Below are 15,724 nucleotides of genomic sequence, written 5' to 3' on the forward strand. Positions count from 1 at the left end.
GCAACACGCAATCAACGGAAGGTTTGTGCCATGAAAGTCGCACTCGGCGTCGTCGTCGGACTGGTGATCGGGTTCCTCGCCATGACCTATTTCAAGACCGGTCACCTGCCGTTCTGACGTCCTATAGGCAGGCGTCATTCCGGGGCGCGAGTGAAACGAGCGAACCCGGAATCTCCCGCGCACCTGCCGGACAAATGGATTCCGGGTCTGCGCCGAGCGGCGCATCCCGGAATGACCGGTGAATGAAATTGGGTTTCTGATGCCTGTGTCTCCCTTGTACCGCGCCTCGACCAGCCACGCCGCGCTCGGTCCTGAATTCTACGATGTCGTCGCGGCGGCCGCGTTTCCCGATCACATCCTGCGCTACCGCAACCAGCGCGCGGCAAGGACAGTCGGGCTTGATACGCTTAGCGACGAGGAATGGATCGCGCATTTCGGACGATTTCAGCCGCTGGCCGAAAACTTCAAGGAGCCGCTGGCGCTGCGCTATCACGGCCATCAGTTTCGCGTCTACAATCCGGAGCTGGGCGACGGGCGCGGATTTTTGTTCGCACAGCTATACGACGACAAGGGCCGCCTGCTCGATCTCGCCACCAAGGGCAGCGGCAAGACGCCGTGGTCGCGCACCGCAGACGGACGCCTGACACTCAAGGGTGGCGTGCGCGAGGTGCTGGCGACTTCCATGCTGGAAGCGCTCGGTGTCGATACCTCGAAAACCTTCAGCTTGATCGAGACCGGCGAAGCACTGGAGCGCGGCGACGAACCCTCGCCGACGCGCTCTTCCGTTATGGTGCGGCTAAGCCACTCGCATGTCCGGATCGGCACGTTTCAGCGGCAAGCGTTTCATCGCAACACCGCGAACATCCAGAAGCTGCTCGACTACACGATCAGGACTTACATGCCAGACATCTGGCACGACGATGCATCGGCGCGGGCCATCGCATTTCTCGAAGAGGTCTGCCGCCGCGTCGCCCGCGTCGGCGCGCAGCTGATGGCAGCCGGATTTGTTCACGGCGTCCTCAACACCGACAACATCAACGTTACCGGCGAAAGCTTCGACTACGGCCCGTGGCGGTTTCTGCCCGTGCTCGATCCCGCCTTCACCGCCGCCTATTTCGACGAAACCGGGCTTTACGCCTATGGCCGTCAGCCCGATGCGCTGTTCTGGAACGTCACGCGGCTGGCGGAATGCCTGCTCGGCATCACGGACCAGCCGAGCCTTGAAAAAGCGCTCGGCGTCTTTGAACCCGCCATTCGCCAGGAATTCACCGACGCGATGCTGCGACGGCTCGGCGTCCAGTCACTCGATGCAGTGCGCGACAACGAACTGGTGCGTGCGCTGTGGATCTTCCTGTCGGAAACGCAAGCGCCGTTCGAGCAGACCTTCTTCGACTGGTTCGGCGGCCTCGCGAGCGCCGAACGCGCGGCAGGAAGCCCGTCGAAGGATTTCTACGCGAATCCGGCGTTCAGCGCGGTTCGTGACGCTTTTCAGGGCTTCTCACCGCGCGATGGCGTCGATCTCAGCCACGCGTATTTCAGCAAGCCCGTCGCATGTTCGATGCTGATCGAAGAAGTCGAAGCCATCTGGAAGCCGATTGCAGACAGCGATGACTGGTCGGTGTTTCACGCCAAACTTGAGGCCATCGACCAGATGCGTGAGGCGTATGGGCTGACGTGAGGTACACGTCATTCCGGGGCGCGAGCGTTGGCGAGCGAGCCCGGAATCCAGGAGTTACTTCCGATGAACTCGACTGGATTCCGGATCAGCCCGCTGCGCGGGCTGATCCGGAATGACATGGCGGGAATGGATCCTCACGCCACCTTCTTGCGCGGCTCGGACACGGCAAACGTGCCGTCGAGGAATCCGGTCAGGCGCTGGCGGATGATGAACTCGGCATCTGCCATGATGCGGTCGATCAGTTCCTTGCAGGTCGGAATATCGTTGATCAGGCCGACCATCATGCCGCAGCTCCAGGCGCCTGCGTCCATATCGCCTTCCAGCATCACCTTCGGATAGACGCCGGCGACCTGATCCATGATGTCCTCGATCTTGAGGCTCTTGCCCTTTTCCTTCTCGATCTCGATCAGCTTCTCGACATTCCTGTTGGTCAGCACGCGTTCGGTGTTGCGCAGTGCGCGCATTACCAGACGGGTATCGAGCTCGGTGGCCTTTAGCAGCGCCTGCTTCACGTTGTCATGCACCGGCGCTTCCTTGGTGGCGATGAAGCGCGTGCCCATGTTCATGCCCTGCGCGCCCATCGCGAGCGCCGCGACGAGGCTGCGCGCATCGGCCATGCCGCCCGACGCAACGAACGGAATTCGCAGTTCCTCTTCCGCGCGCGGCAACAGGATCATGTTCGGCATGTCGTCCTCGCCGGGATGACCGCCGCACTCGAAGCCGTCGACGCTGACCGCGTCGCAGCCGATGGCTTCAGCCTTCAGCGAGTGGCGGACCGAGGTGCACTTGTGGATGACCTTGATGCCCGCCGCCTTCAACGCCGGCATGTATTGCTCAGGGCTGCGGCCTGCGGTCTCGACCGCCTTGATGCCGGCTTCCTTGATGGCCGCGATGTATTCGGGATACGGAGGCGCTGCGAAGGTCGGCAGGAAAGTCAGGTTCACGCCGAACGGCTTGTCGGTCATGTCCTGGCACTTCTTGATTTCCTTCGCCAGCAGCTCAGGCGTCTTCTGCGTCAGGCCCGTGATGATGCCAAGGCCGCCTGCGTTCGACACGGCGGAGGCAAGCTCCGCGAAGCCGATAAAGTGCATGCCGCCCTGGATGATCGGGTGCTGGATGCCGAACATTTCCGTAATCGCCGTTTTCATATGTTCCCTCTCATTGGTTCTAATGACATCGTTACCGCAGGTGCTCGCGGCGCGACAATGGTTTGGCTCGACAGGGCTGCCATGCCATCCGTTCCGAAAAGGAACGTATCAGCATGATCCAGGTCGTCAACCGGTGGCCAAAACCGGAGGCAGCGTGTATCAGGGCCGCAGATAAGCCTATCTTCAGCCAATGGAATTTCGTTTGAGCCAGTCCCCCGCCGTCAAGCCGTTCATGGAAGTCCTCTCTGGCCGCAGGCAGAGCGTGCCGCCGGTGTGGATGATGCGGCAGGCAGGCCGTTATCTTCCTGAGTACCGCGAGCTGCGCGCGAAGGCGGGCGGCTTTCTCGACCTGTGCTTCAATCCCGAATGGGCGGCCGAGGTGACACTGCAGCCGATCCGGCGCTTCGGTTTCGACGCCGCGATCATCTTCTCGGACATTCTGGTGATCCCGCATGCCCTCGGACGTTCGGTGCGCTTCGAGGTTGGCGAAGGCCCGCGACTCGATCCGCTCGATACGCCGGAGAAGATCGCGACGCTGACGACGGCTGCCGACTTCACCAAACTCGAACCCGTCTTCGAAGCACTGCGCCGTGTCCGCGCCGAACTCGATCCGAAAGTTGCGCTGATCGGTTTCTGCGGTGCGCCGTGGACCGTTGCGACCTACATGGTCGCCGGGCAAGGCACGCCGGATCAGGCGCCGGCGCGGATGCTCGCCTACCGCGAGCCGGATGCGTTTGCAAAAATCATCGACGTGCTGGTCGAGAATTCCATTGAGTATCTACTGGGACAGCTCAAAGCCGGCGCCGACGCGTTGCAGATCTTCGACACATGGGCAGGCATCCTGCCGCCGCGCGAATTTCAGCGCTGGTCGGTTGAGCCGACACGGCGGATCGTCGAAGGCGTTCGTGCGAAAGCTCCGCACGCGAAGATCATCGGCTTTCCGCGCGGCGCGGGCGCACAGCTGCCGCTGTATGTCGGCCGCACCGGCGTCGATGGCGTCAGCATCGACTGGGCGGCGGAGCCGTCACTGATCCGCGAGCGCGTGCAGAACCACGTTGCTGTGCAGGGCAATCTCGATCCGCTGGCCTTGATCGCAGGCGGCGATGCGCTGGATCGCGCGGTCGATGATGCGCTGGCGAACTACGCAGGTGGCCGATACATCTTCAATCTCGGTCACGGCATCCAGCCGGAGACGCCCATCGCCCATGTCGAGCAGATGCTGAGGCGCGTGCGGGCTTATAACTTATAAGGGGTAGTTCGTTTCCTGCTCCTTGTTACGTGCAAGGATCACCCCACCCGGCTGACCTTTCGGTCAGCCACCCTCCCCATTCAGGGGAGGGATAAGTTCGCGGGATACGTCGGTCTTTTTCATCCCTCCCCCCTTGTGGGGAGGGTCGGCGCGTAGCGCCGGGGTGGGGGGTCAACGACCGCGCATCACTGCGAATTAGTCTAGATCTACGGCCTCGATCGCTCGATGATCGCAGCAGCCCCCTTCGCCAGCAGATCAAATGCCACCGCCCGGCCAAGCTCGCGCGGCTTGTCGGCCGGGCCGGTGCGCGTCGCTTCGAGCAACTGATCGCCTTCCAGATCAAGCACCGAAGCAGTCAGCGACATCTCGCGGCCGTCGATCGTCGAAAATCCCGCGATCGGCGAATTGCAGTGGCCGTTGAGCACCCACAGCACCTCGCGCTCCGCATCGGCGCACAGATGCGCCACCGGATCATCGATCAGCGCGAGATACTGCCGTGTGCGCCAATCGTTCACTGCACATTCCACCGCGACGATGCCCTGCCCCGCCGCCGGCAGCATTTCCCGCGCAGCGAATTCGTGGGCGATGCGGCTTGCAAGCCCGACGCGCTCCAACCCCGAACGCGCCATGATCAGCGCATCGGCAGGACCGACTTCGCCGCCTTCTGCGAGCCGCTGCATCTCGCCATTGTCGAGTTTGCGCACCCGCGTATCGGCCGCGCCGCGAAAGTGAATCACTTCGATCTCCGGAAACAGCCGCCGCGCATACGCCGCACGCCGCACAGCGTTGGTCCCGATCTTGAAGCCCTTGCCCTTGGTGCGCTTCAGATCGTCGAACGTGACGCCTGCGCGCAGCACCAGCGCATCGGTCGGCGGATCGCGCGACAGCGTCGCACCGATCACAAGGCCGGGCGTGTCCTCGTTGCCCGGCATGTCCTTCAGCGAATGCATCGCCGCGTGCAGTTTTCCTGCGATCACGGCTGCGCGGATTTCGGCAACAAACGCGCCGCCTTTGCCGCCATGCGGCAGCAGCAAGCCGACCTGATCCTGATCGCCGCGCGTCTCGAACTTGACGATCTCGACGTTCAGATCCGGCGCGGCAGCTTCGAGCTGGCGTGCAATTTCCCCGGTCTGCGCAAGCGCCATCGTACTTTTGCGCGTTCCGATACGCATGGAAATTGCTGCCACGTTTGCTCCGTCACCGGCTTGATGTCGTCCGTAAATCACGTTCTTTCGGGCCGAAACATACGGCGGACCGTCCCCCTAATGCAAACGCATTGAAGAACCTATCGCGGTTGCATCAGCTTCCGGTCCGCGCTTAAACAGCCTAAATCCCGCGTCCTGCGCAATCAAAAGAGTCCCCTGAATGACATCTTCCCCGTCCATCGGCTTCCTCGCGCCCCTGTTCGTTCCCGCCACCCGGCCCGACCGTTATTTCAAGGCAGCAGGGTCCGGCGCGGACGGCGTGATCATCGATCTTGAGGATGCGGTGGCCGCGAACGAGAAGGACGCCGCCCGCGCGACGCTGGTTGCGGCCTCCCTGCCCCCGAATTCGATCGTCCGCGTCAACGCTTTCGGAACGCGCTGGCATGAGGCTGACATTGTGGCGATGAAGGGCCTCGGCATTGCAGGGATCATGCTGCCGAAGGCAGAGACCGCGGGACATCTGGAAAGCGTGCGCGCCGTGCTGGGTGATCTGCCGGTGATTTCGCTGATCGAATCGGCGCACGGCGTCGCAGGCGTCCGCGAGGTCGCCCGTCACTCCGACCGGCTCGCGTTCGGCTATATCGACTTCAGCGCCGATGTCGGCTGCAGCATGGACCACGACGCGTTGCTGATGGCGCGCTCCGAGATCGTGCTGGCGTCAAGACTTGCACAGTTGCCGTCACCGCTCGAAGGCGTGACGCCATCGTTCGATGATCCTGCACTGGTCGAGGATGACGCGCGTTATGCGGCAATGATGGGTTTCGGCGGCAAGCTCTGCATTCACCCGAAGCAGATCGCCCCGACACTCAAGGGGTTCCGGCCATCGCAAAAAGACATCGAATGGGCGATTCGAATCTCGAATTCAGGCGATGGCGCCGTGTCGGTCGACGGCATGATGGTCGATGCGCCGGTTCGGCTTCGGGCACAGCGCATTCTCGCCGCGGCAAAGGCCAGCGATGCGGCTGGGGGGTAGCCGATAACGTGGAGACTTCAGCTTACACACCGTCATTGCGAGCGAAGCGAAGCAATCCAGTCTTCTGATAGAAGAAAGCAAGGACTGGATTGCTTCGTCGCTTTGCTCCTCGCAATGACGAAGAGGAAGCTTCCAGCAAGCTCTCGCTAATCGCGCGCGATCCACACCGCTATTTCATTTCCGCCAGGTTCGCGGAAATGAAACCGCCGCCCGCCGGGAAAATCGAACTGCGGCTTGGTGATTGTGCCGCCGGCGGCGATCACGCGCCGTTCGGCATCGTCGATATCCGCGGTCCGCACCACGGCGAGCGGTGCTGATACCCTCTCGGGCGCCTGATCGATACCGCCATCAATTCCCGCGCCAGTGAGCGCGTCATAGGTCGGACCGTAGCTGACAATGCCCCAGCCGAAAGCCGCCTGAAAAAACGCGCTGGTGCGCGCACGGTCGGTGCTGGGAAATTCGATATAGTCGATCTTGTCGGTCATGATTGCCTCTATTGCGCCGCGACCGGCGGCCAGGTCATCAGAACCACCTCGACGATCTTCTTGAGTTCGTCGCGCTTGGCTCCTCCGACCGCCTGGACTGCTATTCCTTGTGCGATGGTGGAGGCATAGCGCGCCAGCACCTCCGCATCCGCGTGCGCGGGAAGATCGCCATCGGACCGCGCCTGCTCGAAGCGCTCGCGCAGATCGCTTTCAAACTTCGCGCGCCGCGCGACCAGCTCCTGCTTGATCGACTCCGCGGCGTCTCCGCAGGTCAGCGCGCCGTTGATGGACAGACATCCTGCCGGACAATCCGGATCGGTCACGGCATCGACTTCTCCATAGAGAAGATGCTCGATCACCGCGCGCGCCGTCGGCTGCTGCAGCGCCAGCTTGGTGTAACCGGCGGGGCCATCGGCATACGCGTCGAACGCCTTGCGGAATAATTCTTCCTTGTTGCCGAACGCGGCATAGAGCGACGGCTTGGTGATGCCCATCGCCTCCGTCAGATCGGTCATCGACGCGCCCTCGTATCCCTTCTCCCAGAAAACGTGCAGGGCGTTTTCCAAAGCCTGATCGAGATCGAATTCACGGGGGCGTCCCATGGCCACGGTAAGAACCTTTCTGAATTTGTACCTTTCGTTAGATATGTCCCTTGACGGAGAAAGTCCAAGTCCCATTTATACCGAACGTTACAGTTGCGATGCAGCAATATTGCATCGCGACGCGGGGCAAATCGGAACTTTTATTCTCCAGCGATCACGATCTCCCCAGCAACGTATTGAAATTACAGCATTTCGCGTTTCGGCGCGGATGCAATGAAATGGGAAGCTCGTGATGAAAAGCCTTTCAAAAAGAACAAGCCTGATTGGCGCCGGCATCGGTCTGGCAATTCTGGCGACTGCGGGAACCCTGGTCTTTACGGCCTCGAACAATCGGGCCAGGGCTGATTCCGCCGCCGCGGCCACACCGCCCGCAACTCCCGTCTCCGTCGCCAGTGTCGCCGAGCGAGAAACCGCGATCTGGGACGAATTCTCGGGCCGGCTGGAAGCCATCGAGCAGGTGGAAGTCCGCTCGCGTGTCGCCGGCGCGATCCAGGAAATCCGTTTCCGCGAAGGCGCGCTGGTTCAGAAGGACGATGTTCTCGTCGTGATCGATCCCGCGCTCTACGCCGCCGAGGTCGCCCGCGCGGACGCTCAGGTCGCCGCTGCGCAGGCTCGTCTCGTCTTCACCAAGAGCGATTATGAACGCGGCCAGCAACTGAGCGGATCGCAGACTATCTCGCAGCGCGATCAGGACAACCGCATCAACGCTTATCGCGAGGCGGAAGCAAACCTCAAGGCAGCACAGGCCACCCTCAAGACCGCGCAGCTCAACCTCGGCTACACCGAAGTCCGCGCGCCTGTGACGGGCCGGGTCGGCAAGCGCGAGATCACCGTCGGCAACCTGATCGCCGCCGGTCCCGGTTCGCCGCTGCTGACCACCATCGTCTCGACGACGCCGATCTATGCCAGCTTCAACGCCGACGAACAGATCGTGCTGCGTGCGCTCGACTCGCTCGGCAAAGACGATGCGGCATCGAAGACCGGCCGCATCCCCGTCAAGATGGGCACCGCGACCAGCAACGGCCTGCCGTTCGAAGGCCACATGCAGTTGATCGACAATCAGGTCGATGCGCGCAGCGGCACGGTGCGGGTCCGCGCCATCTTCGACAACAAGGATGGCCGCCTGATCCCCGGACAGTTCGTCCGCCTGCAGATGGGCAAGCCCAAAACCGAACGCGCGATGATGATCAACGAACGCGCCGTCGGCACCGACCAGAACAAAAAGTACGTGATGGTCGTGAACAAGGAGAACAAGGCCGAGTATCGCGAAGTCTCGCTTGGCGTCGCCGTTGACGGCCTGCGCGTGGTCACGGCCGGCCTGAAGCCGGGCGAGCAGATCGTGGTCAAGGGCTTGCAGCGCATTCGCCCCGGCGCACCTGTCGCGCCTGAAGTCGTGGCGATGGACACCAACTGAACGGCCTCCGGGAAATACATCAACAACGTCATTGCGAGCGAAGCGAAGCAATCCATCGCTGAAAAGAGAAGACTGGATTGCTTCGTCGCGAATGCTCCTCGCAATGACGATATCGGGCGACCGACGCAACAATACCAATAATGAGATGACGTCATGAATATCTCGAGATTTTTCATCGACCGGCCGATTTTCGCCGGTGTGCTGTCGGCGCTGATCCTGCTTGCGGGTCTGCTGTCGCTCCCCGCACTGCCGATCTCCGAATATCCGGAAGTTGCGCCGCCCATCGTGACCGTGCGCGCGCTCTATCCCGGCGCCAACCCCAAGGTGATTATCGAATCGGTCGCGACGCCGCTCGAGGAGCAGATCAACGGCGTCGAAAACATGCTCTATATGAACAGCCAGGCGACGACCGACGGCGTGTTGACCCTCAACGTCACCTTCCGCCTCGGCACCAATCCCGACCTCGCGCAGCAGATGGTTCAGAACCGGGTCTCGCAGGCGGAGTCGCGGCTGCCGGCGGTGACGCGCCAGCTCGGCATCACCACGGTGAAGAGCTCGCCGAACATCACGCTGGTGGTGCATCTGTTGTCGCCGAACGATCGCTACGACACCACTTATCTGCGCAACTTCGGCGTGATCAACGTCAAGGATCGCCTCGCCCGCATTCGTGGCGTCGGCCAGGTGCAAATCTGGGGCGCCGGCGATTATGCGATGCGCGTGTGGCTCGATTCGCAAAAGGTCGCCGAGCTTGGTCTCTCGCCCGGCGACATCACCCGCGAAATCCAGGCCCAGAATGTCGAGGCCGCGGCGGGTACGGTCGGCGGCGCGCCGAACTCCACGGACATCACCCTGCAGATGCCGCTCAATGCGCAGGGCCGCCTGAAGGACGAGCAGGAATTCGGCGACATCGTCATCAAGACGGGTCAGAACGGTGAAATCACTCGCCTGCGCGACGTTGCGCGGATCGAGCTTGGCGCCTCTGAATATGCGCTGCGTTCGCAGATCGACAATAAATCCGCTGTCGGCATCGGCATCTTCCAATCCCCCGGCGCCAACGCGCTCGCCATCGCCGACGAAGTCCACGCGGTGATGACGCAGATCAAGCAGAACATGCCCGAGGGTGTCGATTACCGCATCGCTTACGATCCGACGCGATTCATCCGCGCCTCGATCGAAGCCGTAATCCACACCCTGCTGGAAGCGATCGCGCTGGTGGTGCTGGTCGTCATCCTGTTCCTGCAGACCTGGCGCGCTTCGATCATCCCCCTGATCTCGGTGCCGGTCTCGATCATCGGCACCTTCGCGGTGCTCCTGCTGTTCGGCTATTCCATCAATGCGCTGAGCCTGTTCGGCCTGGTGCTGGCGATCGGAATCGTGGTCGACGACGCTATCGTCGTGGTGGAGAACGTCGAGCGCAACATCGAGGAAGGCTTGTCGCCGCGCGATGCGACCTATCGCGCCATGAACGAGGTGTCGGGCCCGATTATCGCCATTGCCCTGGTGCTGGTGGCGGTGTTCGTGCCGCTTGGCTTCATCAGCGGCCTGACCGGCCAGTTCTACAAGCAATTCGCCATGACCATCGCGATCTCGACAGTGATTTCCGCGATCAACTCGCTCACGCTGTCGCCGGCGCTCGCGGCCCTTCTGTTGAAGGGTCACGATCAGCCGAAGGATGCGCTCAGCCGCGGCATGGACAAGATCTTCGGCGGCTTCTTCCGGCGATTCAACAGCGTCTTTCTGAAAGCCTCGGATTCCTATAGTGGCGGCGTCAAGCGGGTCATCTCGCGCAAGGCCGCCGTCATGGGCGTCTATCTGGTCTTGATCGGCGTCACGGCCGTCCTGTTCAGGGTCGTGCCCGGCGGATTCGTGCCGCTGCAGGACAAGCAATATCTGATCGGGTTTGCCCAGCTTCAGGAAGGCGCCACGCTCGACCGCACCGAAGAGATCATGCGGCAAATGTCGGCAATCGCCATGCAGCAGCCCGGTGTCGAGAGCGCCGTGGCGTTTCCGGGCCTGTCGATCAACGGCTTCACCAACTCGTCGAGCGCCGGCATCGTATTCTCGACGCTCAAGCCATTCGGCGAGCGCAAGGATCCTTCGTTGAGCGCCACCGCGATCGCGGCCGAGTTGAATAAGAAATATACTGTCATTCAGGACGCCTTCGTGGCCATGCTCCCGCCGCCGCCGGTTGACGGCCTCGGCACCACCGGCGGTTTCAAGCTGCAGCTCGAAGATCAAGCGGGGCTGGGTTATGAGGCGCTGGACGACGCCAAGAAGGCCTTCCTCGCCAAAGCGGCACAGGCGCCGGAGCTCACCGGATTGTTCTCGAGTTACAAGGTGGACGTGCCGCAGCTTTATGCGGACATCGATCGCACCCGCGCGCGCCAGCTCAACGTGCCGATCACCAGCATCTTCGAGACCCTGCAGGTTTACCTCGGCTCGTACTACGTCAACGACTTCAACAAATTCGGCCGCGTCTATTCGGTGCGCGTGCAGGCCGACGGCAAATTCCGCGCGCGGCCGGAAGATGTCGGCCAGTTAAAGGTGCGCTCGACGACCGGCGATATGATTCCGCTGTCGGTGCTGCTGCGGCTGCAATCCACCGCCGGCCCCGAAAGCGCGATGCGCTATAACGGCTTCCTCGCCGCCGATATCAACGGCGATACCGCGCCTGGCTATTCCACCGGCCAATCGCAAGCCGCGGTCGCGCGTATCGCCAGCGAGACGCTGCCCAAGGGCATCGGCTTTGAGTGGACGGACCTGACCTATCAGGAGATCATCGCGGGTAACACCTCGCTCTACATCTTCCCGATCGTGATGCTGCTGGTGTTCCTCGTGCTCGCTGCGCAGTACGAAAGCCTGATGCTGCCGCTGGCGATCATCATGATCGTGCCGATGTCGCTGCTGGCCGCGATGTTCGGGGTCTGGATCACCGGCAACGACAACAACATCTTCACCCAGATCGGCCTGTTCGTTCTGGTCGGGTTGTCGGCCAAGAACGCGATTCTGATCGTGGAGTTCGCACGCGAACTTGAATTTGCCGGACGCACGCCGATTGCGGCGGCGATCGAGGCCAGCCGCTTGCGGCTGCGGCCGATCCTGATGACGTCGATCGCCTTCATCATGGGCGTGGTGCCGCTGGTAACATCGGTCGGCGCCGGCGCGGAGATGCGTCACGCCATGGGCATCGCGGTGTTCTCCGGCATGATCGGCGTCACGGCGTTCGGCATCTTCTTCACGCCGGTGTTCTACGTGCTGCTGCGTGGCGTCACCGGCAACAAGCCGCTGGCCCAGCACGGCGCAAGCTCGATCGAGCCCGTCGCCGCCGCACACGCACCGCATGCGCTGAAGGATGCGGCCGAATAGCCCGCTCGCGCGGGCCACGAGATGGCGCACAGCTGCATTGCCCGTGACAGCGATGCGCCCGCGACACGAAGCAATCCGGTCCTTGCCCCTCCAAAGGCTGGATTGCTTCGGTCGCAACTTCTGCAAAAGAAAATGGCCGGGGAAACCCCGGCCATTTTTGCAATCAGAACAGCGAAGACCGTTAGCCCAATGTCTTCGCCAGCGCGCGAAATTTCTCGAGCTGATCGGTCTTGAGCGCCCGGTTCTCGTCGCGGCCGACGAAGACCTTGAACATCACGCCGCCATCGACGTTGAGGAACGCCGCGAAGGCCGACGACTTGCCCATGAACGGGCGCTCGACGAAGGCGATCCCGCCGCAGCGCTCATGCCGCAGATGGCCGTGCATGCCCTTGGGCTTCATGATGTTGTAGTAGCCGCGTCCGATCTCACCGCCGCCGACAGGCTCGGTGACTTCGAAGATGCCGTCCTCGGTATGGATGATCAGCGTCACCTCGCCCCATGTCGCAATGTCCTGCATCGCGGCCACGAACGCGGAGCCCGGCGCGAAGCTGCGCATCTCCTCGGGCAACGCCTCGATCACGGCGCGCGCCGTGACGTTCTTCTCCCGCGCGACGTCTTCGATGACGCCGCCGGGGTTCTCCGCCATATGCTTCTTGAGATCGGCCAGATCGGTGCTCAGCATGGACTGCCCTCTCAAGCCGCGGCGCTGGTCTTGCGCTCGCTCTGGATGATGTCGAAGCCTTCGAACTTCGGATGCCCGAGGTAGAGGCTCGGGCCGGTCTGGTTGTCGGCGCGGGCATGCGCCTTGCGAAACTGCTCGGACTTGGTCCAGGCCTCGAACGAGGCCTTGTCGGCCCACAACGTGTGCGTCGAATACAGCGTGTGATCCTCGGCCACCGGGCCGCGCAGCAGGTGAAACTCGATGAAGCCCGCCAGCTCGCTGAGATACGACTCGCGCGTCGCCCATACGGTCTCGAACGCCTGTTCGGAGCCGGTCTTCACCTGGAAACGGTTCATAGCAATAAACATTGGTCTTCTCCTGTTTGTCTTACCTTAAAGGCATCGGGCGGTTTATCAAAGGGGCCTAACCCACATCCTTGAGCGATTCAACGCAACATGCCGCGCAGAAACTCTCTGCGCGGCATAAGCCTGTTCGCTTTTGAAGCGAGGTTATTGAACGCTCGGCGTTCAGGTCCCTCCGAAGTGGTAACGTAGCCCAGCCTTGTAGACGATGCCCGCGCCGGCGCTGGCCCACAGCACGTCATTCTGTGGCGACGTGAAGTCGGCGGCGCGCGGAATGGCGTAAGGCCGGTAGTACTGGTTGAGGAGATTCTCGACCGAGAAGTTCAGAGCGAAGTCCTTTGTCGGTCTCACTTGCAGATACAGGTTGACCAGGTCGTAGGATGTGCCCGGCAGATACGTGACCGGAATATCGGTGTTGCTCTTCACCGACGTCCACATCGCCGACAGTATTACCTGATTGTCGAGGAAGCGCAGGCCTGCCGTCGTCGTCACCTTCTGCGGCTGGATGCTGTAGAGGCCGATATTGGTCTTGGTGTTCTTGCCTTCCTGCAGCGTCAGCGACACGCCTACGAAGTAGTCGTTGGCGTCGTACATCGTTTCGGCTTCGAAACCCTGGATCCGGGCGTGCGCGATGTTCTGATACTGAAGATACGTGGTCGGAAACAGCCCCGGAATCGGCGGGAACGAATTGAACGGAGGTCCGGTGAGCTGAAAGCTGTCGATATAGTCGTCGACATCGTTGCGGAAGAGATTCAGCTTACCGCGGAAACTGTCGCCGGCCCTGAACAGATCATTCTTCTTGATGTTGACGCCGATTTCCTTGGTCTTGCCTACCTCGGGACGCAGATTGGGATTCGGCAGGAAGCAGAAGAAGCCGCGCGTGCCGTCCGGGCAGATCGAAAAGTCACCCTGCCCGGCACCGGTTGCGACGTGGGCGCTATCCACCAGTGTTTCGGTGATCGACGGTGCACGATAGCCCTCTGCGTAGCTGACATACGGCGTCACGACGCTCGCAGGCAAAAGTCCGATCGTGATCTTCGGCGAGAAGCGGTCGCCGCTGGCGGAAGCTGCCGATGAACTGAGCTGATAGTTGTCGTATCGAATCGCGCTGACCATTTCGAACAGCGAGGAGTAGTTGGTCTTCCACTGGACGAAAGCGCCGGTGACTGTGCGTTCGCCGCCGGGGGTGGTCTTGTTGGAATTGCCGCTCTTGTCGAAGGTCGAAACGTCGTCGCGGAAGCCGTCGCCACCGTAAGTGACGGCGTGGCGCCAATCACCGGTCTCAAAACGCGATGTATTATGGACATCGAATCCAAAGGTGTCGATCAGATAGCCACGCTGATCGCCAACGCAGCCGGTGATGCTGTTGCCCGGCCGACCGCCGATGCAATTGCCGGTCGCCGCTGTCGAGTTGTGCAGGGTCTTGACCTGCTGGCTATCGGTCCGATTCCAGTAGATCTTGGCGTCCCAGTCGAAAATCTGGTCGTCGGGCCGCGAGTACTTCCAGCCAAGTGTGGTGGTGTAGTTCTTCAGGTTGGTCGCATAGACCGATGTGCCGTTGCCCGCCGCTCCTGGCTGCGCGAAAGGCTGCCCCAAGGGCCGTCGTGGCTGACCAACATTGAAGAGATCTTCCTGGAAGATGCCGCCGAGCTTGATCTCGTGCCCATCCGCAGGACGCACGGTCAGTTTTGCAATACCGCTCGAGAGCCGCTGCGCGGTGTTCTCGACGGTGACGCCGAGACCATCCTTGTAGTTGTTCTGCGTCGAGTAGGTACCGCCTGCGAACACATCGACGTTCGGATTGACGTGCACGCCGCCGAAGATCGATCCGAGCGCGCGGCCGCTGTTGGTACCGAACACCGTGTTGGTATCGACGCCCCAGCGCTCGCCGGGGCGCACCACGTCCTGAATGTCCTTGGTGCGGAATGAGGCCACGCCGCCGATGGCGCCCGAGCCATAGATATTGGCGGTCGGACCGCGCACGATGTCGATGCCGCCGATCAATTCGGGATTCAGGAAGAACGAGCCATTCGAGTTGTGGCCGGTACGCTGGTAATTCTGACGCGCGCCATCGACCACCACCGCAACGCGGCCGAAATCCTGCAAGCCGCGGATGTTGATCGCGGTCGATGGATCGTCACCACGATCCTGCAGCCAGACGCCGGGTATATTGTAGATCAAGTCGCCAACGCGCGAGGCCTGACGCCCCTGGATCTGCTCCAGCGTCACGACGCTGACCGGCGCCAGCGCATCGATCGCGCGCTCCTGGGTCTTCGTGGCGGCAACTGTGATCTCGTCGAGTGATTGATAAACCGGCTGTCCGATCTGGGCGTTCGCGTTCATCAGATTCGCCTGCGGCACAGGCACTTCCGCCATCGGTGCCCCGGCGCGCTTGCGCTTGATCGGCTTAGGCTTAGCCGTTTGAGCAACCTGGCTGGATTGCGCATACACTGGCCCAGCGGCAACCACCGCTCCCAGCGTAACAACAGATACAGATAGTAACAGCGCGCACGCACGCGCGTTCAGCCCCGACATGACAGCCCCAAATCTTCTTGATGCTTTTTGTGATGCGGCTGGCGGG

12 protein-coding genes are annotated in these 15,724 nt (G+C 61.8%); 5 read left to right on the plus strand and 7 right to left on the minus strand.

All coding sequences use genetic code 11. The features are described from left to right. The first annotated feature begins 259 nt into the window (after positions 1–259). A complete protein-coding gene (locus YH63_RS00270) occupies positions 260–1,678 on the plus strand; it encodes a protein adenylyltransferase SelO (protein ID WP_046829342.1) in 1,419 nt (472 codons plus the stop codon). 134 nt (positions 1,679–1,812) lie between these two features. Here YH63_RS00270 and YH63_RS00275 read toward each other — a convergent pair whose 3' ends face one another. Beyond that, positions 1,813–2,826, minus strand: a complete 1,014-nt coding sequence (locus YH63_RS00275) for an NAD(P)H-dependent flavin oxidoreductase (protein WP_046829341.1) — start codon at positions 2,824–2,826, stop codon at positions 1,813–1,815. Positions 2,827–3,016: 190 nt separating this feature from the next. Here YH63_RS00275 and hemE point away from each other — a divergent pair, with 190 nt between their 5' ends. Next, positions 3,017–4,075, plus strand: coding sequence for a uroporphyrinogen decarboxylase (gene hemE, locus YH63_RS00280; RefSeq protein ID WP_083992683.1), 1,059 nt, complete (start codon positions 3,017–3,019; stop codon positions 4,073–4,075). A gap of 206 nt (positions 4,076–4,281) precedes the next feature. On the opposite strand, the gene hemC is transcribed toward hemE, so the two are convergent. Beyond that, a complete protein-coding gene (hemC, locus tag YH63_RS00285; RefSeq protein WP_046829339.1) occupies positions 4,282–5,247 on the minus strand; it encodes a hydroxymethylbilane synthase in 966 nt (321 codons plus the stop codon). A gap of 193 nt (positions 5,248–5,440) precedes the next feature. Between hemC and YH63_RS00290 the strand changes: the two genes are divergently transcribed. After that, positions 5,441–6,253: an HpcH/HpaI aldolase/citrate lyase family protein gene (locus YH63_RS00290; RefSeq protein WP_046829338.1), complete on the plus strand. Its 813-nt coding sequence runs from the start codon at positions 5,441–5,443 to the stop codon at positions 6,251–6,253. A 146-nt stretch (positions 6,254–6,399) separates the two neighbouring features. Here YH63_RS00290 and YH63_RS00295 read toward each other — a convergent pair whose 3' ends face one another. After that, entirely contained in the window at positions 6,400–6,738 is a 339-nt protein-coding gene (locus tag YH63_RS00295) for a VOC family protein (RefSeq protein ID WP_046829337.1), read from the minus strand. An 8-nt stretch (positions 6,739–6,746) separates the two neighbouring features. Beyond that, positions 6,747–7,346 carry a TetR/AcrR family transcriptional regulator gene (locus YH63_RS00300; RefSeq protein WP_046829336.1) on the minus strand — a complete coding sequence of 200 codons (600 nt, stop codon included), beginning with the start codon at positions 7,344–7,346 and terminating at the stop codon, positions 6,747–6,749. Between the two features lie 226 nt (positions 7,347–7,572). Between YH63_RS00300 and YH63_RS00305 the strand changes: the two genes are divergently transcribed. Next, complete coding sequence (locus tag YH63_RS00305; RefSeq protein WP_046829335.1) at positions 7,573–8,754, plus strand: efflux RND transporter periplasmic adaptor subunit; 1,182 nt, start codon at positions 7,573–7,575, stop codon at positions 8,752–8,754. Positions 8,755–8,907: 153 nt separating this feature from the next. Further along, positions 8,908–12,120, plus strand: a complete 3,213-nt coding sequence (locus tag YH63_RS00310) for an efflux RND transporter permease subunit (RefSeq protein ID WP_046829334.1) — start codon at positions 8,908–8,910, stop codon at positions 12,118–12,120. Positions 12,121–12,301: 181 nt separating this feature from the next. Here the strand turns inward: YH63_RS00310 and hutX are convergent, their stop codons facing one another. From hutX to YH63_RS00325, 3 genes are all read right to left on the minus strand, one after another. Continuing rightward, positions 12,302–12,802: a heme utilization cystosolic carrier protein HutX gene (gene hutX / locus YH63_RS00315; protein ID WP_046829333.1), complete on the minus strand. Its 501-nt coding sequence runs from the start codon at positions 12,800–12,802 to the stop codon at positions 12,302–12,304. 11 nt (positions 12,803–12,813) lie between these two features. After that, positions 12,814–13,149 (minus strand): antibiotic biosynthesis monooxygenase family protein, encoded by a 336-nt coding sequence (locus YH63_RS00320; RefSeq protein WP_046829332.1) that lies wholly within the window; start codon positions 13,147–13,149, stop codon positions 12,814–12,816. 159 nt (positions 13,150–13,308) lie between these two features. Continuing rightward, on the minus strand, positions 13,309–15,678 hold the full coding sequence (locus YH63_RS00325; RefSeq protein ID WP_046829331.1) for a TonB-dependent hemoglobin/transferrin/lactoferrin family receptor: 2,370 nt from the start codon (positions 15,676–15,678) through the stop codon (positions 13,309–13,311). Positions 15,679–15,724: the final 46 nt, after the last annotated feature.

This window comes from Afipia massiliensis (assembly GCF_001006325.2).
GTDB lineage: Bacteria > Pseudomonadota > Alphaproteobacteria > Rhizobiales > Xanthobacteraceae > Afipia > Afipia massiliensis_A.